General features: G+C 66.7%; 19 protein-coding genes. 8 read left to right on the forward strand and 11 right to left on the reverse strand.

Going from position 1 to position 25,893, the window contains the following annotated elements; translation table 11 throughout:
* From ACZ1JS_RS12505 to ACZ1JS_RS12515, 3 genes are all read right to left on the reverse strand, one after another.
* A complete protein-coding gene (locus ACZ1JS_RS12505; protein WP_242119872.1) occupies positions 1-231 on the reverse strand; it encodes a helix-turn-helix domain-containing protein in 231 nt (76 codons plus the stop codon).
* On the reverse strand, positions 231-752 hold the full coding sequence (locus ACZ1JS_RS12510) for a DUF2975 domain-containing protein (protein ID WP_465166340.1): 522 nt from the start codon (positions 750-752) through the stop codon (positions 231-233). Before ACZ1JS_RS12510 ends, ACZ1JS_RS12505 begins: the two co-directional genes overlap by 1 nt.
* Positions 753-825: 73 nt before the next feature.
* Entirely contained in the window at positions 826-1,971 is a 1,146-nt protein-coding gene (locus ACZ1JS_RS12515) for a hypothetical protein (RefSeq protein WP_465166341.1), read from the reverse strand.
* Positions 1,972-2,296: 325 nt separating this feature from the next.
* Between ACZ1JS_RS12515 and rpoB the strand changes: the two genes are divergently transcribed.
* From rpoB to ACZ1JS_RS12540, 5 genes are all read left to right on the forward strand, one after another.
* Entirely contained in the window at positions 2,297-6,442 is a 4,146-nt protein-coding gene (rpoB, locus tag ACZ1JS_RS12520; protein WP_465166342.1) for a DNA-directed RNA polymerase subunit beta, read from the forward strand.
* A 1-nt stretch (position 6,443) separates the two neighbouring features.
* Positions 6,444-6,671: a hypothetical protein gene (locus tag ACZ1JS_RS12525; protein ID WP_465166343.1), complete on the forward strand. Its 228-nt coding sequence runs from the start codon at positions 6,444-6,446 to the stop codon at positions 6,669-6,671.
* Positions 6,668-10,948 carry a DNA-directed RNA polymerase subunit beta' gene (gene rpoC / locus ACZ1JS_RS12530; protein ID WP_242119878.1) on the forward strand — a complete coding sequence of 1,427 codons (4,281 nt, stop codon included), beginning with the start codon at positions 6,668-6,670 and terminating at the stop codon, positions 10,946-10,948. Before ACZ1JS_RS12525 ends, rpoC begins: the two co-directional genes overlap by 4 nt.
* Positions 10,949-11,470: 522 nt before the next feature.
* On the forward strand, positions 11,471-12,550 hold the full coding sequence (locus tag ACZ1JS_RS12535; RefSeq protein WP_465166344.1) for a DUF5694 domain-containing protein: 1,080 nt from the start codon (positions 11,471-11,473) through the stop codon (positions 12,548-12,550).
* Positions 12,551-12,606: 56 nt separating this feature from the next.
* The gene (locus ACZ1JS_RS12540; protein ID WP_465166345.1) at positions 12,607-13,383 is read left to right on the forward strand and encodes a formate/nitrite transporter family protein; all 777 of its coding nucleotides are present in this window, start codon (positions 12,607-12,609) and stop codon (positions 13,381-13,383) included.
* 574 nt (positions 13,384-13,957) lie between these two features.
* Here the strand turns inward: ACZ1JS_RS12540 and ACZ1JS_RS12545 are convergent.
* The 3 genes from ACZ1JS_RS12545 to uvrB all read right to left on the reverse strand — a co-directional run bounded on the left by ACZ1JS_RS12545 (position 13,958) and on the right by uvrB (position 17,450).
* Complete coding sequence (locus tag ACZ1JS_RS12545; RefSeq protein ID WP_465166346.1) at positions 13,958-14,485, reverse strand: hypothetical protein; 528 nt, start codon at positions 14,483-14,485, stop codon at positions 13,958-13,960.
* Positions 14,482-15,000 (reverse strand): hypothetical protein, encoded by a 519-nt coding sequence (locus ACZ1JS_RS12550; RefSeq protein WP_465166347.1) that lies wholly within the window; start codon positions 14,998-15,000, stop codon positions 14,482-14,484. Before ACZ1JS_RS12550 ends, ACZ1JS_RS12545 begins: the two co-directional genes overlap by 4 nt.
* Before the next feature lie 248 nt (positions 15,001-15,248).
* Positions 15,249-17,450 carry an excinuclease ABC subunit UvrB gene (uvrB, locus tag ACZ1JS_RS12555; RefSeq protein ID WP_465166348.1) on the reverse strand — a complete coding sequence of 734 codons (2,202 nt, stop codon included), beginning with the start codon at positions 17,448-17,450 and terminating at the stop codon, positions 15,249-15,251.
* Between the two features lie 346 nt (positions 17,451-17,796).
* Between uvrB and ACZ1JS_RS12560 the strand changes: the two genes are divergently transcribed.
* The gene (locus tag ACZ1JS_RS12560; protein WP_465166349.1) at positions 17,797-19,125 is read left to right on the forward strand and encodes an amidohydrolase; all 1,329 of its coding nucleotides are present in this window, start codon (positions 17,797-17,799) and stop codon (positions 19,123-19,125) included.
* Between the two features lie 168 nt (positions 19,126-19,293).
* Here ACZ1JS_RS12560 and glsA read toward each other — a convergent pair whose 3' ends face one another.
* The 5 genes from glsA to gspL all read right to left on the reverse strand — a co-directional run bounded on the left by glsA (position 19,294) and on the right by gspL (position 24,833).
* Positions 19,294-20,208, reverse strand: a complete 915-nt coding sequence (gene glsA / locus ACZ1JS_RS12565) for a glutaminase A (RefSeq protein ID WP_465166350.1) — start codon at positions 20,206-20,208, stop codon at positions 19,294-19,296.
* A gap of 117 nt (positions 20,209-20,325) precedes the next feature.
* Positions 20,326-21,552 carry a type II secretion system F family protein gene (locus ACZ1JS_RS12570; RefSeq protein ID WP_465166351.1) on the reverse strand — a complete coding sequence of 409 codons (1,227 nt, stop codon included), beginning with the start codon at positions 21,550-21,552 and terminating at the stop codon, positions 20,326-20,328.
* Positions 21,553-21,778: 226 nt separating this feature from the next.
* A complete protein-coding gene (locus ACZ1JS_RS12575) occupies positions 21,779-23,260 on the reverse strand; it encodes a GspE/PulE family protein (protein ID WP_465166352.1) in 1,482 nt (493 codons plus the stop codon).
* Positions 23,257-23,751: a type II secretion system protein GspM gene (gspM, locus tag ACZ1JS_RS12580; protein ID WP_465166353.1), complete on the reverse strand. Its 495-nt coding sequence runs from the start codon at positions 23,749-23,751 to the stop codon at positions 23,257-23,259. Before gspM ends, ACZ1JS_RS12575 begins: the two co-directional genes overlap by 4 nt.
* A complete protein-coding gene (gspL, locus tag ACZ1JS_RS12585; RefSeq protein WP_465166354.1) occupies positions 23,748-24,833 on the reverse strand; it encodes a type II secretion system protein GspL in 1,086 nt (361 codons plus the stop codon). Before gspL ends, gspM begins: the two co-directional genes overlap by 4 nt.
* Before the next feature lie 67 nt (positions 24,834-24,900).
* Between gspL and gspG the strand changes: the two genes are divergently transcribed.
* Positions 24,901-25,353, forward strand: coding sequence for a type II secretion system major pseudopilin GspG (gene gspG, locus ACZ1JS_RS12590; protein WP_465166355.1), 453 nt, complete (start codon positions 24,901-24,903; stop codon positions 25,351-25,353).
* A gap of 2 nt (positions 25,354-25,355) precedes the next feature.
* Positions 25,356-25,820, forward strand: coding sequence for a prepilin-type N-terminal cleavage/methylation domain-containing protein (locus ACZ1JS_RS12595; protein ID WP_465168690.1), 465 nt, complete (start codon positions 25,356-25,358; stop codon positions 25,818-25,820).
* Positions 25,821-25,893: the final 73 nt, after the last annotated feature.

The following is a 25,893-nucleotide window of genomic DNA, read 5'->3' on the forward strand; positions in this document are numbered from 1 at the left end:
TCAGTCGTCGGTAGCGCTTTCCTCTGCCGTATCGGCATGAACCAGAATGTCGCCGGGCTGGCATTCGAGCACGCGGCAGATCGCATCGAGCGTGGTGAAGCGGATCGCCCGTGCCTTGCCGGTCTTCAGGATCGACAGGTTGGCGAGCGTGATATCGACCGCCTGCGCCAGTTCGGTCAGCGTCATGCGCCTGGCGAGCAACACTTCGTCGAGGCGGACCAGCACCGCCATCAGACCGTCCCCTCCAGATCCTCACGCAACGCCGCGCCCTCGGCAAAAACGCGCGCCAGCACGAACGCCACCAGCACCGACAGCCATCCCCCGATCGAGAAGGACGACCCGTCCAGACCGACCCCGGTGCCGGCGAAGCGCGGCAGGATCAGGAACAGCGGAATGTCGAGCAGCTGGATGGCGAGCAAGGCCCAGCCGATCGCCCGCACCCGCCGGGCATTGGGCGACGCGAAGGTCTCACCCGCCAGCACCGTGCGGATGATCGCGGTCAGGCGCGAGAAAATGACGTGCGCGGGCACCGCCGCGACGACGCCCAGCAGCAGCAGCGCGCGAACGCCGCCGACCATCCGCTCGACATCGATCGCCGGATATTTGGCGGCGATTCGCGCGGCCAGCATGTCGTGCAGCGGCAGGCTGGCGATCGCCGCCAGCAGGAAGGCGACCGCGAAAAGAATGTTCAGTGCGAGCAGCAGCCGCAGCACGCCGAGCGTCAGTCGCAATATCCGGTCCCGCCGCCCCATGCCGCCCCCAATTCGATCCGGTGCGGACGCTAATGACTATATCGATTATCGCCAAGTGGAATGGCGCGGCGCGTTACGTTCGTTGCACCTCGCCATAGAGCCGGACTTCCAGCCGGTCGGTCATGCGGTCGCCGCGATCGGTGAAGATCGGTGCGAGCTTGCCCTGCGGTGCGGTCGGGCCGACCATGAAGGCGGCGGTGGTGCGCGACTCCCGGCCGTCCTCCCAGCGATAGCGCGCGTCGATCGCGATCATCGGCACGAAGAACGGGCGATCGCGGGCGGTGACGATATTCACCGCGACGCGCGGCAGGGTCATCGTCGCTTCGAGATGGCGGCGCTCGCCCGCGCCCAGCGCGAACGGGTCGAGCCCGCGCTTGGCATCGTTGGCGAAGAAGGTCGCGATCGCTTCGTCCTGTTCGGCGTGCGCGGTCAGCAGCATCGTCGCGATACGCACCTCGGCCACCGGCATCGGGGCGGGATTGCCGACGGTCAGGTCGAAATCGAGCAGGATCCGGTCGCCCTCGGTGCCGACACGCAGGGGGGCGAGCTGGAATTCGAGGAACGGGCCGGGGTTCGGCGCGACGGGCGCGGGCGGTGGCGGCGGCGGCGGGGGCGCAGCGACGGGGCGCGGCGGCGGGGGCGGAGCGACCGGCTCCGGTGGCCGGACCGGGACGGGCGCGACCGGGGCGATGTCCTCGACGACGGCCACCGGCTTGCGACGGAGGCGGGTGAACAGGAACGCCGCGACGGCGGCGACGGCGATCCCGCCGAGGAACCATAGCCACCAGGGCAGCGCATCGCCGGTTTGGATCGGCGCGGCTTCGGGGGTCGGGGTCGGCACGACGGCGGGTTCGGGGCTCGCGGTCGGTTCGGGAGTCGGCAGGACCTGCGGCCCGACATAGGTCGCCTCCGGGGTCGGAGCCGGAGCCGGAGTCGGGCGGGCGACGGGCGCGGGCGAAGGCGTGGAAGTTGGCGAAGGTGTCACGCGCGGACGTTGCGCGGGCGGGGTCGGGGTGGCGGTAGGGCGCGGCGCAGGCGTGGCGCGCGGGGTCGGCGTCGGCGTCGGCGTTGCGATCGGCGTCGAAGTTGGCACCGGGGTCGGCGCGACCTGCGGCGTGATGTCGTAGATCGGGATCGACCCACCCGGATTGGTCTGCTGCGCGGCGGCGGGCATGGCGAGACTCGCGACGACGGCCGCGCACGAAAGCTGGAACTGCATGCCCGCCCTCAACCGGGCTTTGCCCGCACCTGTCAGCCCGCCGGACCCGCCATTGCGACGAAGCGAGTTAGTTCCACGCCCAGTCGAAACAATCTTTGGCCCGCGTTGACACACTCCGCCACCGCTTCTATATGGCGGGCTTGCTTCAGGACCGGGAAAGAATGCGTCGTCGCGCAACGCATTGCATGTATAGGCCTGTCGCCATTCCAGGACGCTCGATCAGCTGCGGCCCATATTGGGTGACGCGGCTTTCGTCGTCCCGATCGCACGCCAGCCCGGTGGCAACCGGGCACGAGATTTGACTGCAAGCGAGGCCCACGACTCCATGGCGACCAAGGCAACCGCAACCGGCACGCACAAGCGCCGCATCCGCAAGGTGTTCGGCGACATCCACGAAGTGGTGCAGATGCCGAACCTGATCGAGGTCCAGCGCGAGAGCTATGAACAGTTCCTGCGCAGCGACCCGTCGATCGGCTATGTCTCCGGCCTCGAAAAGACGCTGCGGTCTGTGTTCCCGATCCGCGACTTCGCCGGCACCGCCGAGCTCGACTTCGTCACCTACGAACTGGAAGATCCCAAGTTCGACGTGGAAGAATGCCGTCAGCGCGGCATCACCTATGCCGCGCCGATGCGCGTTACCCTGCGCCTGATCGTGTTCGAGGTCGACGCCGATACCGAGGCCCGCAGCGTCCTCGATATCAAGGAGCAGGACGTGTACATGGGCGACATGCCGCTCATGACCGAGAACGGCACCTTCTTCATCAACGGCACCGAGCGCGTGATCGTGTCGCAGATGCACCGGTCGCCGGGCGTGCTGTTCGATCACGATCGCGGCAAGACCCACGCCAGCGGCAAGTATCTCTTCGCCGCCCGCGTCATCCCGTATCGCGGGTCGTGGCTCGATTTCGAATTCGACGCCAAGGACATCGTCAACGTCCGTATCGACCGCAAGCGCAAGCTGCCGGTGACGTCGCTGCTCTATGCGCTGGGCATGACCGGCGAGGACATCCTCAACCACTTCTACAACCGCGTGACCTTCGTCCGTGGCGAAGGCGGCTGGCGCATTCCCTATGCGCCGGAAAACTGGCGTGGCCAGAAGCCGTCGTTCGACATCGTCGATGCGAACACCGGCGAAGTCGTGTTCCCGGCCGGCACCAAGATTTCGCCGCGCCTCGCCAACAAGGCGGGCAAGGACGGCCTGACCGACCTGCTGATCCCGACCGAGGAAATCTTCGGCCGCTACAGCGCCTATGACCTGATCAACGAGACGACCGGCCAGATCTATATCGAAGCCGGCGACGAGGTCTCGCCCGAGAATCTCGAACTGCTCGACCAGGCCGGCATCGAGCGGATCGAGCTGCTCGACATCGATCACGTGTCGACCGGTCCGTGGATCCGCAACACGCTGAACGTCGACAAGGCCGAAGAGCGCGAACAGGCGCTGTCGGACATCTATCGCGTGATGCGCCCGGGCGAACCGCCGACGCTGGAAACCGCCGAGGCGCTGTTCGCCGGGCTGTTCTTCGATCCCGAGCGCTACGACCTGTCGGCGGTCGGCCGCGTCAAGCTGAACATGCGTCTCGACCTCGACACGCCGGACACGGTGACAACGCTGCGCAGCGAGGACATCCTTGCGGTCGTCAAGACGCTGGTCGACCTGAAGGACGGCAAGGGCGAAGTCGACGATATCGACAATCTCGGCAACCGTCGCGTCCGCTCGGTCGGCGAGCTGCTGGAGAACCAGTATCGCGTCGGGCTGCTGCGCATGGAGCGTGCGGTCAAGGAGCGCATGTCGTCGGTCGACGTATCGACGGTCATGCCGAACGACCTGATCAACGCGAAGCCGGCGGTCGCCGCGGTGCGCGAATTCTTCGGTTCGTCGCAGCTGTCGCAGTTCATGGACCAGACCAACCCGCTGTCCGAAGTGACGCACAAGCGTCGCGTCTCGGCCCTCGGGCCGGGCGGTCTGACGCGTGAGCGCGCGGGCTTCGAAGTCCGCGACGTCCACCCGACCCATTATGGCCGTATCTGCCCGATCGAAACGCCGGAAGGCCCGAACATCGGTCTGATCAACAGCCTCGCGACGTTCAGCCGCGTCAACAAATACGGCTTCATCGAGACCCCCTATCGTCGCATCATCGACGGCAAGGTGTCGGACGAGGTCGTGTACCTGTCGGCGATGGAAGAGCAGAAGCACACCGTCGCGCAGGCGTCGGCGGCGCTGAACGAGGACGGCAGCTTCGCCGAGGAACTGGTGTCGGCCCGTCAGGCCGGCGAATTCCTGATGGCGCTGCCCGAAAACGTCACGCTGATGGACGTGTCGCCGAAGCAGCTCGTGTCGGTCGCCGCGTCGCTCATCCCGTTCCTGGAGAACGACGACGCCAACCGCGCACTGATGGGTTCGAACATGCAGCGCCAGGCGGTGCCGCTGGTGAAGGCGGAAGCGCCGTTCGTCGGCACCGGCATGGAAGAGACCGTGGCGCGCGACTCGGGCGCGGCGATCTCGGCCAAGCGGGCCGGCGTGGTCGACCAGGTCGACGCGGCGCGTATCGTGATCCGCGCGACCGGCGAGGTCGATGCGACCGAGAGCGGCGTCGACATCTACACGCTGATGAAGTTCCAGCGTTCGAACCAGTCGACCTGCATCAACCAGCGTCCGCTGGTGAAGGTGGGCGACGTGGTGAAGGCCGGCGAAGTCATCGCCGACGGCCCGTCGACCGAGTTCGGCGAGCTGGCGCTGGGCCGCAACGCGCTGGTCGCGTTCATGCCGTGGAACGGGTACAATTACGAAGACTCGATCCTGATCAGCGAACGGATCGTGAAGGACGACGTGTTCACGTCGATCCATATCGACGAGTTCGAAGTGATGGCCCGCGACACCAAGCTGGGGCCGGAAGACATCACCCGCGACATTCCGAACGTGGGTGAAGAGGCGCTGCGCAACCTCGACGAGGCGGGCATCGTCTATATCGGTGCCGAGGTCGAGCCGGGCGACATCCTGGCGGGCAAGATCACGCCCAAGGGTGAATCGCCGATGACGCCGGAGGAAAAGCTCCTCCGCGCGATCTTCGGCGAAAAGGCCAGCGACGTGCGCGACACCTCGCTCCGCCTGCCGCCGGGCGTGTCGGGTACGGTCGTCGACGTCCGCGTCTTCAACCGTCACGGCATCGACAAGGACGAGCGCGCGATGGCGATCGAGCGCGAGGAGATCGAGCGCCTGAAGAAGGACTCGGACGACGAGCGCGGCATCCTCAACCGGGCGACCTGGTCGCGCCTGCGCGAAATGCTCGAAGGGCAGACCGCGACGGCCGCGCCCAAGGGCGTCAAGAAAGGCGTGGTCATCGACCGCGACCTGCTCGACAGCGTCGAGAAGCATGAGTGGTGGCGCTTCGCCGTCGCCGACGATGCGGCGCAGGGCAATCTCGAAGCGATCAAGGCGCAGTATGACGAGGCGGTGAAGCGCATCACCGACAAGTTCCACGACCGCCGCGAGAAGCTGGAGCGGGGCGACGAGCTGCCGCCGGGCGTGCTGAAGATGGTCAAGGTGTTCGTCGCGGTGAAGCGCAAGCTGCAGCCGGGCGACAAGATGGCCGGCCGTCACGGCAACAAGGGCGTCATCAGCCGCATCCTGCCGCAGGAAGACATGCCGTTCCTCGAAGACGGGACGCCGGTCGACCTGGTGCTCAACCCGCTGGGCGTGCCGTCGCGCATGAACGTCGGGCAGATCTTCGAAACGCACCTTGGCTGGGCGGCGCGCAACCTCGGCATGCAGGTCGCACGGTCGCTGCGCGACTGGCGCGAGGCGAACCCGGACGCGGTCGGCGGCGAAATGCCGGCGGCGGTCAAGGATCGGCTGAAGGAGATCTATGGCGATCACTATGCCGAGGATATCGACAGCCGTTCGAACGAGCAGCTGGCCGAGCTGGTCCAGAACATCAGCACGGGCGTCCCGATGGGCACCCCGGTGTTCGACGGCGCGCGCGAAAGCGACGTGTCGGACATGCTGCAACTGGCCGGCCTGCACAGCTCGGGTCAGTCGGTGCTGTTCGACGGGCGGACCGGCGATCAGTTCGACCGGATGGTCACCGTCGGCATCATCTACATGCTGAAGCTGCACCACTTGGTCGACGACAAGATCCACGCGCGTTCGATCGGGCCGTACTCGCTCGTCACCCAGCAGCCGCTGGGCGGCAAGGCGCAGTTCGGTGGCCAGCGCTTCGGGGAAATGGAAGTGTGGGCGCTCCAGGCCTATGGCGCCGCCTATACGCTCCAGGAAATGCTGACGGTGAAGTCCGACGACGTGGTCGGCCGCACCAAGGTCTATGAAGCGATCGTCAAGGGCGACGACACCTTCGAGGCCGGCATCCCCGAAAGCTTCAACGTGCTGGTCAAGGAAATGCGCTCGCTGGGCCTCAACATCGAGTTGAGCAGCCTGGAAGAGAGCGACGGACTGGCCGAGGCGGCGGAGTAAGGTGACGAAGCGGGACGCCCTTGCGGTCGGCATCCCCGCCGGTGGAATGGCAATCTATCTCGTATTCGAGTTGGGTTGGCAGTCCGGTGTGGCGTGGCTGATTGGGGGCGTCGCCTTTGTCGCAACCTTCGCAGGGTTACTGCCTTACTGGCGCGCTAATAAGGATCGCGCTGGAACGATGCAGGACACGCTGAATCTTCTTCCCCGCTTCAAGGGAAAAGCAAAATGAACGAACTGACCAATTTCGCGAACCCGGTGGCCAAGCCGGAAACCTTCGACCAGATCCAGATCGGCATCGCCTCGCCGGAGCGCATCCGTTCATGGTCGTTCGGCGAGATCAAGAAGCCCGAGACGATCAACTATCGCACGTTCAAGCCGGAACGTGACGGCCTGTTCTGCGCGCGCATCTTCGGTCCGATCAAGGATTACGAATGCCTGTGCGGCAAGTACAAGCGCATGAAGTACAAGGGCATCGTCTGCGAGAAGTGCGGTGTCGAAGTCACGGTGTCGAAGGTCCGCCGTGAGCGGATGGGCCATATCGAACTCGCCGCCCCCGTCGCGCACATCTGGTTCCTGAAGTCGCTGCCGTCGCGCATCGGCCTGCTGCTCGACATGCAGCTCAAGCAGCTCGAGCGCGTGCTGTACTTCGAGAGCTATATCGTGATCGAGCCGGGCCTGACCGCGCTCGAAAAGTATCAGCTCCTCACCGAGGACGAACTGCTCGACGCGCAGGACCAGTATGGCGAGGACGCGTTCTCGGCCGGGATCGGCGCCGAAGCGGTCAAGCAGATGCTGATCGACCTCGACCTCGAGGGCGAGAAGCGCGACCTGCTCGAAGAGCTGGCGGTCACCAAGTCGGAACTGAAGCCCAAGAAGATCATTAAGCGGCTGAAGGTCGTCGAGAGCTTCCTGGAGTCGGGCAACCGTCCCGAGTGGATGATCCTCGACGTCGTGCCGGTCATTCCGCCCGAACTGCGTCCGCTGGTGCCGCTGGACGGCGGTCGTTTCGCGACGTCGGACCTGAACGACCTGTACCGCCGCGTCATCAACCGCAACAACCGCCTGAAGCGGCTGATGGAACTGCGCGCGCCGGACATCATCGTCCGCAACGAAAAGCGCATGTTGCAGGAAGCGGTCGACGCGCTGTTCGACAACGGCCGTCGCGGCCGCACGATCACGGGTGCCAACAAGCGTCCGCTCAAGTCGCTGTCCGACATGCTCAAGGGCAAGCAGGGCCGCTTCCGTCAGAACCTGCTCGGCAAGCGCGTCGACTATTCGGGCCGTTCGGTCATCGTGACCGGCCCGGAACTCAAGCTGCACCAGTGCGGCCTGCCCAAGAAGATGGCGCTCGAGCTGTTCAAGCCGTTCATCTATGCGCGCCTCGACGCCAAGGGTCTGTCGATGACCCTGAAGCAGGCGAAAAAGTGGGTCGAGAAGGAACGCAAGGAAGTCTGGGACATCCTCGACGAAGTCATTCGCGAGCACCCGGTCATGCTGAACCGCGCGCCGACGCTCCACCGTCTGGGCATCCAGGCGTTCGAGCCGGTGCTGATCGAGGGCAAGGCGATCCAGCTCCACCCGCTGGTCTGCTCGGCGTTCAACGCCGACTTCGACGGCGACCAGATGGCCGTGCACGTCCCGCTGTCGCTCGAAGCGCAGCTCGAAGCGCGCGTCCTGATGATGTCGACCAACAACATCCTGTCGCCCGCCAACGGCAAGCCGATCATCGTGCCGTCGCAGGACATGGTGCTGGGTCTCTATTATCTGTCGATGGAAAAGACCGGCGAGCCGGGCGAAGGCATGCTGCTGGGCGACATGGCGGAGGTGCATCAGGCGCTGCACGCCGGGGCCGTCACGCTGCACACCAAGATCGTCAGCCGCGTTCCGCAGACCGACGAGGACGGCAAGCAGTACCTCAAGCGCTATGAGACCACCCCGGGTCGCATGCTGCTGGGCGAGACGCTGCCGAAGAGCCACAAGGTGCCGTTCGAAACGGTCAACCGCCTGCTGACCAAGAAGGACGTCGGCGACGTCATCGACGAGGTGTATCGCCACACCGGTCAGAAGGAGACGGTGCTGTTCGCCGACGCGATCATGGCGCTCGGCTTCCGTCACGCGTTCCGCGCCGGCATCTCGTTCGGCAAGGACGACATGCTGATCGCGCCCGACAAGGACAAGCTGGTCGACGAGACCCGCGATCAGGTGAAGGACTTCGAGCAGCAATATCAGGACGGCCTGATCACGCAGCAGGAGAAGTACAACAAGGTGATCGACGCCTGGAGCCGTTGCGGCGACCAGGTCGCGACCAGCATGATGGACGAGATCAAGGCGGTTCGCCGCTATGACGACGGCCCCAACAAGGGTCGCGAGAAGCCGATCAACTCGATCTACATGATGGCCCACTCGGGTGCCCGCGGTTCGCAGGCGCAGATCAAGCAGCTGGCCGGCATGCGCGGGCTGATGGCCAAGCCGTCGGGCGAGATCATCGAAACGCCGATCATCTCGAACTTCAAGGAAGGTCTGACCGTCCTCGAGTATTTCAACTCGACCCACGGCGCCCGCAAGGGCCTGGCGGATACGGCGCTCAAGACGGCGAACTCGGGCTATCTGACCCGCCGTCTGGTCGACGTGTCGCAGGACTGCGTCATCATCGAGGACGATTGCGGCACCCAGCGCGCGCTGGAAATGCGGTCGATCATCGAAGGTGGTGCGACGATCGCGTCGCTCGGCGAGCGCATCCTCGGCCGTACCACGGCGGAGGACGTGACCGATCCCAAGACCGGCGAGGTCGTGTTCCCGGTCGGCACGCTGCTCGACGAAGCCATGGTCGCGCGGATCGAAAAGCTGGGCCTGCAGGCGATGAAGATCCGCAGCCCGCTGGTCTGCGAAGCCAAGATCGGCGTCTGCGGCAAATGCTATGGCCGTGACCTCGCCCGCGGTACGCCGGTGAATATCGGCGAAGCGGTCGGCGTCATCGCGGCGCAGTCGATCGGCGAGCCGGGTACGCAGCTGACCATGCGTACCTTCCACATCGGTGGTGCGGCGCAGCTGAACGAACAGTCGAACCTCGAAGCGCCGGTCGACGGCACGGTCGAGTTCCGCGACCTGCGCCTGATCGAGGATCAGCGGGGCCGGCGCGTGGTGCTGAGCCGTTCGGGCGAGATCGCGATCGTCGACATGGACGGCCGCGACCTGTCGGTGCATCGCATCCCCTATGGTGCGTACGTACTGTTCGACGATGGCCACATCGTCTCGCAGGGCGACCGCATGGCGGAATGGGATCCGTTCACCGCGCCGGTCATCACCGAAACCGCCGGTACCGTAAAGTTCATCGACCTGATCGAGAACAAGACGGTCACCGAGCGCGTCGACGAAGCGACCGGTATAGCCCAGCGCGAGATCATCGAATATCGCGCGACGTCGAAGTCGAAGGAGGATCTGCGTCCGCGCATGACCCTGCTCGACGCGAATTCGGGCGAGGCGGCGCGCTATATGCTGGCACCGGGCGCGGTGCTGTCGGTCGAGGATGGCGCACAGGTGCAGGCGGGTGACGTTCTCGCCCGTGTCGCCCGTGAATCGGCCAAGACCCGCGACATCACCGGCGGTCTGCCGCGCGTCGCCGAGCTGTTCGAGGCGCGTATCCCGAAGGAGGCGGCGATCATCGCCAAGGTTTCGGGCCGCGTCGTGTTCGGCAAGGATTACAAGGCGAAGCGCAAGATCGGCATCCAGCCCGAGGATGGCGGCGAGGTCGTCGAGTATCTGATCCCGAAGTCGAAGGTGATCGACGTTCAGGAAGGCGACTATGTCAAGCGCGGCGACAACCTGATCGGTGGTTCGCCGAACCCGCACGACATTCTGGAAACGCTCGGCATCGAGCCGCTGGCCGAATATCTGGTCAGCGAAATCCAGGGCGTCTATCGACTGCAGGGCGTGAAGATCAACGACAAGCACATCGAGACGATCGTTCGTCAGATGCTGCAGAAGGTCGAGATCACCGACGGTGGCGACACCACCCTGCTGGCCGGCGAACAGCTCGACCGTGACGAGATGGACGAAGCCAATGCGAAGCTCGCGCCGGGCCTGGCCCCGGCACAGGGCAAGCCGGTGCTGCTCGGCATCACCAAGGCGTCGCTGCAGACGCGGTCGTTCATCTCGGCCGCATCGTTCCAGGAAACGACCCGCGTTCTCACCGAGGCATCGGTGCAGGGCAAGATCGACAGCCTGAACGGTCTGAAGGAAAACGTCATCGTCGGCCGCCTGATCCCGGCAGGAACCGGGGCGGGCATGAACCGCCTCCGGGTCGCGGCATCGTCGCGCGACGCGGCGCTGCGGGCCCAGCAAAAGGCGCTGGCCGGCTTCGTCGCGCCGAACTCGGCCGAGGAAGAACACGCCGCCGAACTGGCCCGCTCGCCCCGCGACGGTCAGGGCGTCAGCGATCCGCTGGCCGATGTCGTGCCCTCGGGCACCGGCACCGACGCCGATGCGGGCGAATATCTGAACGATTGATCGTTCAGGTCTTTGTGAAGCGAACAAGCCGCCGTCCGGGTAACCGGGCGGCGGTTTTGTTTTTGGGGTATTTGGAGTCTCGCTGCGCGAGCGCAGAGCGTTGCCCTCTCCCCGGACAGGGGAGAGGGATAGCGGAGCTTGCCAGCTTGCTGGCGGGAGCGTGACCCCAACAGGTAGGATCGTTCGTGCTGAGTAGGGGCTGAGCGAAGTCGAAGACCCGTATCGAAGCACCAGCCCCAAGCAGTCCTTCGATACGCCATTTCGACAAGCTCAATGGCTACGCAGGACGAACGGGTCAGGCTTATGTAATCGGACCGGCGTAGCTTCCGAGAGGGGCGAAGCGAGCCTCCGGCTCGCGCGCGCGCTCCGCGCGCTCCCCTCTCCCAGCTTCGACTAGGCCTTTGCTCGCGCAAAGACCAAGTCTGCGCATCCCTCTCCCCTGTCGGGGCGAGGGACCCCGTGGCCATCAGCCATTCCCCTTCCCCGTCTGCCGCCGTACGCTGCGACCCAAGGGGGAAGTTCATGAAACGCATTCTGTCGACCTTGCTGCTGCTCGCGGTACCGGCCACCGCACAAAGCTATCGACCGGACTTCGATCCGGCAGCGCATAAGGGGCCGCGCTCCGGGCCTATCAACGAGGTCGCGGTGCTGGGGTCGGCGCATTTGTCGCAACTGCCCGACCGGTTCCGGCCCGAAGCGCTGGCGCCGCTGCTCGACCGGCTGGCCGCATGGAAGCCGCAGGCGATCGCGATCGAGGAGCTGTCGGGGGCGCAATGCGATCAGTTGCGCCGCTATCCCTATCGCTATGCCGATACCGTGCCCGATTATTGCTGGGACCCGGCACCGGCCAAGGCGGCGACCGGACTCGACGTGCCCGCCGCCACCGCCGCCTATGAAGCGATGCTGACGACGCTGCCGGCCAACCCGACGGCGGCCGAACGGCGCAAGCTCGCCGCGCTGTTCCTCGCCGGCGGCGAGCAGGCATCGGCGCTGGTCCAGTGGCTGCGACTGCCGGCGGCGGAGCGCAAGGTGGGGGACGGTCTCGACGACATACTGGTCGCGCGGCTGACCAAGCTGGAGACGCGGCGCGACGAAAGCCTGATGATCGCGGCACGCCTCGCCGCCCGATTGGGGCTTCAGCGCGTCTATGCGATGGACGATCACACCGCCGACCGATCGGTGCCGAAGGCAGACGAGGCTGCGTACGGCAAGGCGATCCAGACCGCGTGGAACAATCCGGCGACCAAGCGGCGCATGGCGGCGATCGAGGCGAGGCAGACCGACCTCGCCACCGGAGCCGGCATCCTGACCATGTATCGCGGCTATAACGCGGTCGGTCAGGGGCAGGCCGCGTTCGACAGCGATTTCGGCGCGGCATTGGAAGAGCCGTCACCGCAGCGGTTCGGCCGGCAATATGTCGCCCTTTGGGAGGTGCGCAACCTGCGCATGGCGGCGAATATCCGCGACTTGCTGGCCGAGGCGCCGGGACCGGGGATGCGCGCGCTGGTCGTGGTCGGGGCGTCGCACAAACCGTATCTGGAGGCGTATCTGAACCAGATGCACGATGTCCGCGTGGTCGATATCCGGCCGATGCTGCGCTGACGGAGCCGCGCGGGGTTCCGGTCGTTTCGTTCCTGCACCATTTGGAAGGGAACGCCATGGCCAAGGACGACGCCACCGCCGACAGTCTGGCCGACAGCGTCGACGACGCGCTGCTGGCCAAGACCCGCCCGCCGATCAGCGCGATGCTGTTGCTGGGCATCGCGGCGGGGGCGCAGATCGGCTTTGGCGCGATCGGCTATCTGGTGGCGCAGGCGGGCGCGGAACCGGGCGGCGCGACGCAGCTGCTGTCGGGCCTCGCCTTCTCGGTCGGGCTGATGCTGGTGATGGTGACCGGCACGCAATTGTTCACCGGCAATACGATGCTGGTGCTGCCCGCCGCGCAGGACCGGTTGAGCATGGGCGAAACGCTGCGCGACTGGAGCGTGGTATGGGCGGCGAACCTGATCGGCAGCCTCGCCATCGCCGCCCTGTTCGTCGCGTCGGGCGCGACGGGGGCGATCGACGGCGCGGTCGGACAGGCGGCGCTGAAGACCGCTGATACCAAGCTCGCCAAGGACTGGGTCGAACTGCTCGCATCGGGCGTGCTCGCCAATATGCTGGTGTGTCTGGCGGTATGGATGGCGACGGGCGCGCAATCGGTGGCGGGCAAGATCGTCGCCGTCATCGGACCGGTGACGCTGTTCGTCGCGGCGGGGTTCGAACATTCGGTCGCGAACATGACGCTGCTGCCGGTCGCGTGGGGGCTGGACCCGGCGGCGGTGCCGATGAGCGCGCTGTTCGGCAATCTGCTGCTGGCGACGGCGGGCAATATCGTCGGCGGATCGCTGGTTGCGATCGTGCTGGCGGCGGGGCATCGGACGTTGCGGGAATAACGGTTGGGTCGGCCTGCGTCACCCCGTCTGAACCAGACGTCATCCCAGCGCAGGCTGGGATCTCGCGGTGATCGCACGGGACAGGAGCCGGTAGAGGCCCCAGCCTGCGCTCGGGCGACGGTCTTGGTCGGACGAATCAAACCCGGATGGCGGTAGACGACGAAGCGGAACCCAGGATCGAGTCCGCGACGACGACAGCAGCCTGCGCAGATTCACCCCATCTGCGCCAAACATGAACGAGGCCGCCGGGGTCTCTCGACGCCCGGCGACCTCAAGCATGGTCAGCGGCCGGAAGCTCCAGCCCGGGAGACCATGCGAGCCGCATTCATGATGCCGCGACGTTGACTGGGGGAGGATACCCCCCGCACGCGGCGCCACGCGTTAGCGGCGCGTCTCCCGAACGAACTGAACCGACCCCATTGCTGAACCATGAGACATCGGATCACCTCCTTTCGCTAGTTAAAGCCGTTACGCACCGATCGATGCGCATCCGGAATCTGGGGCATCGCCGGGCTGCGCACAAGACTTGTATTGCACAATGTTTCCGCCATACTTCGCGGCCCTCGCCCCCGAGTCAGCGCAGACCCGGCCGGCAGCCCCGCACCACCGTTAGGATCGCCTTGTCACCGGGCAGCCGCGCGACCGGGTCGTCATCGATGGCGAAGCCGATGCTATCGGCACGGGCCAGCGCGTCGAGGAAGGTCTGGCCGGTCGTGACCGCCGCTTCGGCCGCGCCGTCGACGGTCTGTGTCGGGAAGGTCGCGGCGGCATCGGCGACATAGAGGCGGATCGTCGTGCCCTGCCCCGGATGGGCGAAGACGATGCGCCGGGCCTGCGGATCGCAGCGGATGGTGAAGGCCGCCGCGCCGTTCGCTTCGTAGCGCACCGCGCTGCCGCTTGCCGATGCCTGATAGCGCCAGTCGCCCGCGAGCGGCGCCGCCCCGTCGAGCTCGGGGGTCGGCAGTTCGCCGGGCCTGAGCGCGCGCGGCGACGGGGTCGGGCGCTGGGTCGGCGTCGGGCGGGCGGTCGGCTTCGGCGCGGGCGGCGGTTCGCTCGAACAGGCGGCAAGCGCCAGTGCTGCGAACGCCGCCGCCCGCCTCACGCGCGGCAATCCTCGGTCACGCGCAGGATCTCGGCCCAGCTCGGCAGGACCAGTCGGCCGACCGCGGCACCTTCCACGACGAAGCGGCCGCGGCTGAACCCGATCGCGTCAAGCAGCTTGTCACTGGCGGGCAGCGACGCGCCGACCCCGCCGGCCATTGGCTGGACGATCAGGCTGCGTTGCGTGCTGGTGGTGCGGATCGTCACCGTGCCGGCGGCGGGGCGCGGCGAGGCGAAGACTATCGTCACCTGCCGGGCCGCACGGTTGCAGGTCAGCGTCGCGACCGGTGCCGCCCCACGCGCGCCATAGGTCGCGGCGGACCCGCTGCCGAGACCGCGATACTGCCAGTCGCCGGGGGCACGCGGCAGGTCGCGCCAGTCGCCGACCGGTGGCGGGGCCGGCGTGACCGGAACGGGGCGCGGCGTGGGCGACGGGACCGTTTCGGGCGCAGGCGGCGCGCCGGGCGGCACGCACCCGGCCAGCAGGAAAGCGGGGGCAAGGAACTTGATACGCATGGCCGCCTTATGGGCGATGCGGGCGGTGGCCTCAACCGGGGATGGGGCGGGACGTCACCCGCCAACACCGCCTCGTCCCCGCGGGCTTGCTGGAAACGCTTGGAGAAGGTGCTTCATCGTATCCCCGCGGAGGCGGGGATCCAGTGCCACACATGCAAGCCTAGTTTCGCTTGGCCCTGGACCCCCGCATTCGCGGGGTACGGAAGAGTTCGGGGATAGGTAGGAGGGTGACGGGGAGGCGGTAAGGGCTATCGCCGCCGTCCCCCGCCCCCGGCCATGCGCATCGCCTTCTGCTTGCCGTAGCGGGTCTTGCGCGTTCCCGGCTTGCCCTCGTTCGACCGGCCCATGATCGGCGCCTTATGCTCGCTCGCCGGAAGCCCGAGCTCCTCGTTCTCGAGACTGCGGATCTCGTCGCGCAGCCGGCCGGCGGTCTCGAATTCGAGGTTCGCCGCCGCCTCGCGCATCTGCTTTTCGAGCGATTCGATGTACGAGCGCAGATTGTGGCCGACCATGTGCGGCCGGTCTTCGTCGATCTCCACCGTCACCTGATCGCGCGAGGCGACGTCGGCGATGATGTCGCCGATCTGGCGCTTGATCGTGGTCGGCGTGATGCCGTGTTCCTCGTTATACGCGCGCTGCTTCTCGCGGCGGCGATCGGTCTCGGCGATGGCGCGCTCCATGCTGCCGGTCATCCGGTCGGCATAGAGGATCACCCGCCCCTCGACATTGCGCGCGGCGCGGCCGATCGTCTGGATCAGCGAGGTTTCGGAACGCAGGAACCCTTCCTTGTCGGCGTCGAGGATCGCGACCAGCCCGCATTCGGGAATGTCCAGCCCCTCGCGCAACAGGTTGATGCCGACCAGCACGTCATACACGCCCATGCGCAGGTCGCGGATCAACTCGATACGCTCCAGCGTCTCGACGTCGCTGTGCATGTAGCGGACCTTCAGCCCCGCCTCGTGCATGAACTCGGTCAGATCCTCGGCCATGCGCTTGGTCAATGTGGTGACCAAAGTGCGGTAACCGAGCTTCGCAGTCTCCTTCGCCTCGTGGATCAGGTCGTCGACCTGTTCCTCGACCGGGCGGATCGTGATCGGCGGATCGATCAGGCCGGTCGGGCGGATGACCTGTTCGCTGAACACGCCGCCGGTCTGCTCCATCTCCCAATCGCCCGGCGTCGCCGAGACGCAGACGGTCTGCGGGCGCATCGCGTCCCATTCGTTGAAGCGCAGCGGCCGGTTGTCGATCGCCGAGGGCAGGCGGAAGCCATATTCGGCGAGCGTGATCTTGCGGCGATGGTCGCCGCGCGACATGCCGTTGATCTGCCCGATCGTCTGATGGCTTTCGTCGACGAACAGCAACGCGTTTTCGGGCAGATATTCGAACAGCGTGGGCGGCGGTTCGCCGGGCAGGCGTCCGGTCAGGAAGCGGCTGTAATTCTCGATCCCCGCGCACGAACCGGTGGCGGCGATCATCTCTAGGTCGAAATTGGTGCGCTGTTCCAGCCGCTGCGCCTCCAGCAGCTTGCCCTCCATCACCAGTTCCTTCAGCCGCTCGGCCAGCTCATGCTTGATCGCCTCCGCCGCCTGTTTCAGCGTCGGGCCGGGCGTCACATAGTGCGAGTTCGCATAGACCCGGATCGAGTTGAGATTGGCGATCTTCTTGCCGGTCAGCGGGTCGAATTCGGTGATTTCCTCGATATCGTCACCGAAGAAGGTGATCCGCCACGCGCTGTCCTCATAGTGCGACGGGAAGAGTTCGAGGCTGTCGCCCCGCACGCGGAAATTGCCGCGCTGGAACGCGGCGTCGTTGCGCTTGTATTGCAGCGCGACCAGCTTGCGCACGATCTCGCGCTGGTCGACCACATCGCCCTTCTTCAGGTCGAAGATCATCGCCGAATAGGTTTCGACCGATCCGATACCATAGAGGCACGACACCGACGCGACGATGATGACGTCGTCGCGTTCCAGCAGCGAGCGGGTGGCCGAGTGGCGCATCCGGTCGATCGCCTCGTTGGTCGAGCTTTCCTTCTCGATATAGGTGTCCGAGCGCGGCACATAGGCTTCGGGCTGATAATAGTCGTAATAGCTGACGAAATATTCGACGGCATTGTCGGGGAAGAACGACTTCATCTCGCCGTACAACTGCGCCGCAAGTATCTTGTTCGGCGCGAGAATCAGCGCCGGTCGCTGCAACTCCTCGATGGTCTTCGCCATGGTGAAAGTTTTGCCGGAGCCAGTGACGCCCAGCAGCACCTGATCCTTTTCGCCCGCGCGTGCCGCCGCGACCAGTTCGGCGATCGCGGTCGGCTGGTCGCCGGCCGGCTGATATTCGGACTTGATGACGAAGCGCTTTCCCGCATCGACCTTCTCCGGGCGTGCCGGGCGGTGGGGGATGAAGGTCTGCCCGGTTTCCGGCTCGGACAGGTCGGTGCGGATCATGATCGCCATGGGTCGGAATATGGGTTGCGTGGAACGGGACGGCAACATTGCTCCACGCGAAGACACGAAGAAGAAGGTAGTTTTCGCGCAGAGGCGCAGAGGCGCGGAGGGGTTGCGCTTGCCGCCCTGTCTCGCGTCAGCGAGACCCGATCTCCCGGTGCCAACGGAAGATCCAGAGGATCGCTGCGCGATCGGTAGCCGGGTGCGCCACCTCTCTGCGCCTCTGCGCCTCTGCGCGAACCAATTCTTCTTCTCTTCACGCTCTTCACGCCCTTCGCGCCTTCGCGTGGACCAAATCTCCCTCGACACCCGCTCCGAACCCGATAGCTTGACGCGAAAAAGGGGACCCCGAACCATGCGCAAACTGATCGCCACCGCCGCCTGCCTGTTCGCCGCGACGCCAGCCATGGCCGAACCCGACTGGGCCCCCGCCGTGCGCGCCGATTACAAGGCGTCGCTGGGCAGCATGTGGGACTGGTTCCACCGCAACCCGGAATTGTCGTTCAAGGAGGTGAAGACCGCCGAACGCATGGCGACCGAACTGCGCAAGGTTCCGGGGATGCAGGTCACCACCGGCGTCGGCGGCACGGGCGTCGTCGGCGTGCTCAAGAACGGCACCGGTCCGACCGTGCTGGTCCGCGCCGATATGGACGGGCTGCCGGTCGAGGAGAAATCGGGCCTGCCCAATGCCAGCAAGGCGCGGCAGGTCGGTATCGACGGCGTCGAGGCACCGGTGATGCACGCCTGCGGCCACGATACGCACATCACCGCGATGGTCGGCACCGCCCGGCGGCTGGCGGCGCTGAAGGACCGGTGGAAGGGCACGATCGTCTTCATCGTCCAGCCCGCCGAGGAACGCGTCGGCGGGGCGAAGGCGATGCTGGCCGACGGCCTCTACGACCGCTTCCCCAAGCCCGATTACGCGCTCGCTTTCCATGTCGCCGCCGGCCTGCCGGCGGGGATGGTGTCGGCGTCGGAGAACATCCAATATTCGTCGTCGGACTCGGTCGATATCGACGTGCCCGGCATCGGCGCGCATGGCGCCAGCCCGCATGCCGGCAAGGATCCGGTCTATATGGCGTCGCAACTGGTGATCGCGTTGCAGGGGCTGATCAGCCGCGAACGCCAGCCGCTCGATCCCGGCGTCATCACCGTCGGCTCGTTTCATGCTGGCCTCAAACACAACATCATCAGCGACATGGCCAAGCTGCAGGTGACGGTCCGCGCCAATGACGAGGGTACGCGCAAGCAGTTGCTCGACGGTATTCAGCGGGTGACGACCGGCATCGGCGCGCTGAACGGCATGCCCGCCGACCGGATGCCGACCGCCAAGGTGATCGAGGGCACGCCGACCACGATCAACGACGCCCCCCTCGCCCGCCGCCTGAACGCGGTGATGGCGACGACGCTGGGGGCGAAGAATGTCGTGCCGTTCGAACAGACCGGCATGGGCGCGGAGGACTTCGCCTATCTGGTCCAGCCGGATTCAAAGGTGAAAGGCTATTATTTCGCGGTCGGCGGCACGCCCATGGCGGACATCACCGCGGCGAAGAATGGCGGGCCGCCGGTGCCGTCGCACCACTCGCCGCTGTTCAAGGTCGCGCCCGAGCCGTCGATCGTGACGGGGACGATCGCGATGACGGCGGCGGTGCTGGACTTGCTGGGGCCGCAAAAGGCGGGGTGACGCCCTCGCCTTACCCACCCCGTTTGATTCGAGCAGTTTCGAGCGAAGTCGAGAAGCGTCCGTCGAGAACGTCCTTTTTGGGGCAACCCCTTCTCGACTCCGGTTCTCGACAGGCTCGAACCTGCGCTCGAAGCAAACGGGTGGGGTGGATAAGGCGGCAAGCCCCCCCTAACCGAACACCGACCAGTCCGCCTTGTCCGCCAGCAACTCCAGCGCGCGCACCCCCAGGATTGAATTGCCTTGCCGGTCGAGATTGTTCGACCATACCGCGATCGACGCGACCTGAGGCACGATGGCGAGGATACCGCCGCCCACCCCACTCTTGGCCGGCAGTCCGACACGGTACGCGAAGTCGCCCGATCCGTCATATTGCCCGCTGGTCGTCATCAACGACAGCAACCGCCGCGTCCGCTTCGCGCGCTTGTCGCCTTCGGCATCGCCGGTCCGCGCGGTGCGGGTCAGGAACAGGCCGGTCTTTGCTAGCGACTTCGCATCGATCTCGATCGCGCATTGATGGACATAGGCCTCCATCACCGCGTCGATCCCGCAGTGCAGATTGCCGTGATGCTTGGCGAAGCTCATCATCGCCCGGTTCAGATCGCCGCCGGTCCGGCCGGTTTCCAGCACATCCTGATTGAGGATGACGTTATCCAGCCCTGCCTCGAGACCGACGAAGTCGACCACGGCGCGCGCGCAGTCGTCGCCCTTATGCTCGACCAATATGTCGCACACCACCAGCGCGCCGGCGTTGATGAAGGGGTTGCGCGGCACGCCCTTGTTGCGTTCGAGATCGACGATCGAATTGAACGGATCGCCCGACGGCTCGCGCCCGACGCGCTTGAACACCCGGTCCCCGCACGCTTCCAGCGCCAGTTCGAGCGCGAAGACCTTGGCAATGCTTTGAAGCGGAAAGCGGATATGCGAATAGCCGCCATGGTACAGCGCACCATCGGGCGTCGCCACCGCCATGCCGAACCAGTCGGGCGGATAGTCGTGGCCAGCCTCTGCCGCCGCCTCGATCTCGGCAGCGTTGGCGGTGATCTCCTCCGTCACCTCGGCGACGATGCGGGCGAGGTCGGTCATGGTGTTTCCTTGTGTAGCAAAGCGTCGCCCCAGCGCAGGCTGGGGCATCCGTCCGCATGAGCGCGCTCCCGTGGAAGGATATCCCAGCCTGCGCTGGGATGACGTGCCTCTACAACCCTATATCTGCACCAGATTGTTCAGGTTGATGATCGGCAGCAGGATCGCCAGCACCATCATCAGCACCAGCCCGCCCATCAGCAACAGCACCATCGGTTCGACCAGCGCGACCAGCGTCGCGACCAGCGCGTCGAGTTCGCGCTCCAGTTCGCCCGACGCGCGGTCGAGCGCTGGGGCCAGCCGCCCCGACGTCTCGCCCGAGGCGACGATCGCGACCAGCATCGACGGAAAGATTTCCGCCTCCGCCATCGCCGCGCGCAGCGACAACCCCTCGCGCACCCGCGCCGCGACGGTCAGCGCCTTGTCGCGCACGAAGCGGTTGGGGGTGACGGCAGCGGCGGCGTGCAGCGCCTCGACTAGGGGCACCGCGCTGCCGACCAGCGTCGCGAGGCTGCCGGCGAAGCGCGCGGCATTGTGCTGGCGGCTGAAGCGGCGAAACGGCCGCCGCGTCGCAAAACGCTTGTCGAGCGCCAGCCGGTTGCCCGGCACCTTCAGCCAGCGCGCGCCGACCAGGAACAGCACCAGCGCTGCGACCGCGACGTACAGTCCGTAATTCTGGATGAAGGCCGACAGTGCGATCAGCGCGCGGGTAAGGAACGGCAGCTCCGCCCCACGCGACACGAACACGCGGACGATGTCGGGCACGACATAGACCATCAGCAGCACCATCATGCCGAAGCTGACCGTCGCCAGCAGCGCCGGATAGAGCAGCGCCAACTGCATCTTCTGACCATTGGCCTGCCGCGTCTCGACGAAATTGGCGAGATGGTTGAGCACGTCGGGCAGCCGCCCCGACTGTTCGCCCGCCGCGACCGAGGCGCGGTAGAATTCGGGAAACGCCTTTGGGTGCCGGCCCAGCCCCTGCGCGAAGCTGCGCCCGTCGAGGATCGCGGCACGCACGTCGAGCAGCAGCGCGTTGACCGCCGCATTGTCGGCCTGTCCCGCGACGATGCGCAGCGACTCTTCGATCGATATGTCCGATCCGACAAGGGTCGCGATCTGGCGGGTGAGCGTCGCCAACGCCTTGGCCGACACGCCGCGCCGGAACAGACGGGGAAGCTGTATGCTACCGAGTTTCGGACCGCGCTCGGCGGCTTCCTCGACCGACAGCGGAAGCTCGCCGCGTTCGCGCAGCATCGCGCGGGCGGCGGCAGGGCTGGAGGCCTCGATCACGCCCTTGACGGTCGCGCCGGTGCGGGATGCGGCGCGGTAGGTGTAGGCGGTCACCTACCGACCCCTTCCAAGGATAGCGTTTGGTTCGAGCAGCGATCGAGCGAAGTCGAGAGCGCGTGTCGAGAACGGGGTTCCGCTGGATGGGCGTTCTCGACGAGGGTTGGGTCGGATTGTCCCCCGGACAATCCTGAACCATGCGGGGCATGGTTCACCCAACCCTCTTCTCGACAGGCTCGAAGCTGCTCGAACCGAACGGAGTAAATCAGGAGAGAGGGCAGCCTCACCCCTCCTCCCGCACGACCCGCGCGACCTCCTCGACCGTGGTCACCCCGGCCCTCACCTTCGCCACGCCGTCATCGAGCAACGCCGGATTATCCACTCGCGCAGCGCGTTCCAGTTCGGCCTCGGCCGCGCCGTTGTGGATCATCGCCTGCAACCGGTCGTCGACCGCCACGACTTCGTACAGCCCGGCGCGCCCGCGATAGCCCTCGTGATGGCACGCCTCGCATCCGCCCTTGCGCCACAATTTCTTGCCCGGCTTGATCGCCCCGCCGAGCAATGCGCTGTCGGCGTCGGTCGCGCGGTCCTGCCAACGGCAGTGCACACACAGTCGCCGGACCAGCCGCTGCGCGACCAGCCCGACCAGCATCGGCGCCAGCAGATAGCGTTCGACCCCCATGTCGATCAGCCGCGTGACCGATCCGATCGCGGTGTTGGTGTGCAGCGTCGACAGCACGAAATGGCCGGTCATCGACGATCGCACCGCCGTCTGCGCGGTTTCCTGATCGCGGATTTCGCCGACCATGATGACGTCGGGATCCTGCCGCAGGATCGCGCGCAGCCCGCGTGCGAAGGTCATGTCGGTACGCGGATTGACCTGCGTCTGGGCGATGCCGGCCAGTTCATATTCGATCGGGTCCTCGACCGTCATCACGTTGCGGCGGCGATCGTTCAGCCGGGTGAGCGCGGTGTAGAGCGTCGTCGTCTTGCCCGATCCGGTCGGCCCGGTGACCAGCAACAGCCCGTGCGGCCGCTCCAGCAACCGCCCGAACACCGTTTCGTCGCGCTCCGACATGCCGAGCCCGGCGAGGTCGAGCATCATGCCGCCGCGTTCGAGCAGCCGCAGCACCACCCGTTCGCCATGCTGGGTCGGCATGGTCGACACGCGCGCATCGACGTCATGCCCGCCGATGCGCAGCGTCACGCGGCCGTCCTGCGGCGTGCGGCGCTCGGCAATGTCGAGCTTCGCCATGACCTTGATCCGGCTGACCAGCAGGGGCGCCAGCGCGCGCGGCGGCTCGACGATGTCGCGCAGCACGCCGTCGATACGGAAGCGGACGACGAGGCGCTTTTCCTGCGTCTCGACATGGACGTCGGACGCCCCTTCCTTGATCGCTTCCAGCAGCAGCGCGTTGATCAGGCGGATGACCGGCGAATCGTCGCGCGCGTCGAGCAGGTCGTCGACCGCCGCCGCACTGTCGGCCAATGCCGCCAGATCGGTTTCGGCCAGTTCGATATCGGCGGCGGTCGTCGCGCTGCCGCCATAGCTCGCCTGCAACGCCGCATCGAACGCCGCATCGTCGAGCGCCACGAACGGAATGCCGGGCGCGACCCGCTGCACCTCCAGCATGGCATCCAGCGTCGCATCGGCGCGGTGGACGCATTCCATGCCCTGCGCACCCAGCCGGATCAGCACCCCGCCCTTGCGCGCATAGCCATAGGGCAGGCGGACGGGTTCGGCGTGGAGCAGCGTGTCGGTCATGGCTGGAACTCCACGGTCGCACTGACCCGGCCCGATGCGCTGCCGCGCTGCATCGTCACCCGCCGCACGTTGATCGTGCTGGTCGAGGCGACCGAACTGAGCCACGTCACCACCGCCGGATAGGGCGCGTCGGTCAGCGTCGCGGTGACGCCGCCATTCGCCTCGGCGATGGTCGGTTGCAGGCCGGCGGTGGCGGCGGCCGATGCAATTACCGTCTGCGGCGGACCGGCAGCGGTCGTGGCGGGCGCGCTCTCAAGCCGTCCGGCGGCACGTATGCGGGCCATCAGCGTCTCGGCCTGGCGAATGTCGGCGCGCGCCTGTGCCCGCGCCGCCTGCACCGGCTTGACCACGCCATAGACCAGCACGACCCCGGCGAGCAGCGCTGCGAGCACGCTCACCAGCACCCGCTCGCGCATGGTCAGCCCCTGCCACCAACCGTCGAACCGGGCCAACGCCGCCTCGATCCGGGCGCTTTTCCGCACGACGATCATGCCCCGCGCGCCACGATGCGAAGGCCACCGCCCGGGGCCGCGCTGATCTGTGCCGCGACGCCCGCCGACGATAGCGCCGCGCGCAGCCGGTCGGCCATGCCGGTTTCCGGCGACTGGCAATCGAGGGTCAGCGCATTGCCTTCGAACGTCATCGCATTGACGACCAAGGCCGGCCCGATCGGCGACAGCGCGCCGGCAACGCGCGACAACAGCGGCACGAACCGGTTGGAACCGGTCGGACGCGGCAGGAGGTCGGCGACACGCACCATGAAATCGTCGCCCCCGGTCGGCACCGACGGCGCGGTCGTCACCACCAGCTGTTGCAACGCCGCCTGTCGCCGCTCGGCGATACGCTCAAGCATCAGCGTGTCGGCGATCGCGATCGCGCCATGCGCCAGCGCGGCAAGACCCAGGATCATCGCCACCTTGCGGGTCGTGCTCGGCCATGCCGTCCGGCGGCGGGCATAGGCGCCCTGCCGCAGATCGATCGGCGCGGCAGCGATGCGGTCGCCCAAGGGCGCGGGCGGGAAGGCGGCACCGTCGCCCGCCATCGCCTCCGGCAGCGGTTCGCCGAGCGCCTGGACCACCGGCCGTCCCGCCGCCTCCCACGCCGCGACCAGCATCGGCAGCGGGATGGCGAAGCCGGTGCCGTCGGCGGCGCGGACCAGTGCCCGGCCGCCGGTCACCTCGACGCTCCATCCCTCGACCGGTGCCGGCAGGGTCAGCGCATCGGGCACGAACGCCGCCGCGCCGATCCCGGCACCTTCGGCGATCGCCACCCATTCGGCCATGACGCTGTGCCGCACCACCGCGACCAGATAGCGCCGGTCGCCGATCGCGTCGCCCAGCGCCAGATGGACCGCGTCGATCGGATCGGCGATCCGGTCCTCGACCGCGAAGGGCAAGGCCGCCAGCCGCTTGGCCCGGTTGGGCAGCGGCAGGTCGACGGGAAGCAAAAGGACCGATTCGGACGGCACGAGCAAGGTTGTTGCGGGGACCGTGCCATCGACTAAGATGGCGGCGCCGCCCGCGACAGCCCACACGCCGGCGGCCGAACCGGTGGGGGCGGGTTCGATTGTCACAATGGCTTCATCGTGTGGACGCATTGGGGCGTGGATGCGCATCTTATTCCGAAAGTTTCGTGACACCTTGGCCGCGAACCCCGCCGCCCGCAAGGTTTCTGTCCCAACCCATGAGGCGGGGCTGACATTGGTCGAAATGATCGTCGTGCTGGCGATCATCGCGCTGGTCGCCGCGCTGATCGTGCCCAACGTCATCAACCGCCCCGATCAGGCGCGGGTGACCACCGCCGGCACCGACATCAAATCGATCTCCGCCGCGCTGAAAATGTACCGACTGGACAATGGCGATTACCCCACGACGACGCAGGGGCTGAAGGCTTTGGTCGAGAAACCGACCCAGCCGCCAGTGCCCGGTGCCTATCCGCCCGACGGCTATCTGTCGCAGATGCCGCAGGATCCGTGGGGCAATCCCTATGTCTACGAATCGACCGGCGGTCGCTTCACGATCAAATCGCTCGGCAAGGACGGCAAGCCCGGCGGCGAGGGGCTCGACGCCGATATCGACGGAACAACCCGCTGACCCTGCCCCGCCGCCCGGTTCGCGACGCCGAACGGGGCATGACCCTGATCGAGATGCTGATCGTCCTCGCCATCATCGGAGTCGCGGCCGGTGCCGTGAGCCTCGGCATCGGCGCCGCCACCCGCGCGCCCAATGTCGAAGCGGAGGCGCGGCGATTCGCCGTGCGGCTGCAGGCGGCGGCCGACGACGCGATGCTCGGCGACCAGTTGATCGCGCTGACCACCGAAACGCATGGCTATGGCTTTGCGCGGGTCGGGGCGAAGGGCCTGACTCCGCAGACCGAGGGGCCGCTGGCGTTCCACACCCTGCCCGGTGGGATGGTAATGACGCTCGACACCGCGCCGCCGGTGATTCTCGGCGTCGATGGCACCGGCCAGCCGCTGGGTGCGACGATCAGCGGCGGGGACCAGACATGGCGGGTGCGCTATGACGGCATCACCGCCCGCGCGACCAAGGTGACGCAATGAAAATCCTCCCCATTACATGGGGAGGGGGACCAGCCATAGGCTGGTGGAGGGGCGTCGCCTCAAACGCTGCCGT

It is taken from the genome of Sphingomonas sp. BL-S-05 (assembly GCF_055521695.1).

Bases quoted from the DNA above. Each gene is read 5' to 3' on its own strand.
- rpoB (WP_465166342.1), top strand. From the start codon at position 2,297: ATGGCGACCAAGGCAACCGCAACCGGCACGCACAAGCGCCGCATCCGC.
- glsA (WP_465166350.1), bottom strand. From the start codon at position 20,208: ATGACCGACCTCGCCCGCATCGTCGCCGAGGTGACGGAGGAGATCACC.
- ACZ1JS_RS12560 (WP_465166349.1), top strand. From the start codon at position 17,797: ATGCGCAAACTGATCGCCACCGCCGCCTGCCTGTTCGCCGCGACGCCA.
- ACZ1JS_RS12575 (WP_465166352.1), bottom strand. From the start codon at position 23,260: ATGACCGACACGCTGCTCCACGCCGAACCCGTCCGCCTGCCCTATGGC.
- ACZ1JS_RS12515 (WP_465166341.1), bottom strand. From the start codon at position 1,971: ATGCAGTTCCAGCTTTCGTGCGCGGCCGTCGTCGCGAGTCTCGCCATG.
- ACZ1JS_RS12540 (WP_465166345.1), top strand. From the start codon at position 12,607: ATGGCCAAGGACGACGCCACCGCCGACAGTCTGGCCGACAGCGTCGAC.
- gspM (WP_465166353.1), bottom strand. From the start codon at position 23,751: ATGATCGTCGTGCGGAAAAGCGCCCGGATCGAGGCGGCGTTGGCCCGG.
- ACZ1JS_RS12505 (WP_242119872.1), bottom strand. From the start codon at position 231: ATGGCGGTGCTGGTCCGCCTCGACGAAGTGTTGCTCGCCAGGCGCATG.
- ACZ1JS_RS12535 (WP_465166344.1), top strand. From the start codon at position 11,471: ATGAAACGCATTCTGTCGACCTTGCTGCTGCTCGCGGTACCGGCCACC.
- ACZ1JS_RS12510 (WP_465166340.1), bottom strand. From the start codon at position 752: ATGGGGCGGCGGGACCGGATATTGCGACTGACGCTCGGCGTGCTGCGG.
- ACZ1JS_RS12550 (WP_465166347.1), bottom strand. From the start codon at position 15,000: ATGCGTATCAAGTTCCTTGCCCCCGCTTTCCTGCTGGCCGGGTGCGTG.
- rpoC (WP_242119878.1), top strand. From the start codon at position 6,668: ATGAACGAACTGACCAATTTCGCGAACCCGGTGGCCAAGCCGGAAACC.
- uvrB (WP_465166348.1), bottom strand. From the start codon at position 17,450: ATGGCGATCATGATCCGCACCGACCTGTCCGAGCCGGAAACCGGGCAG.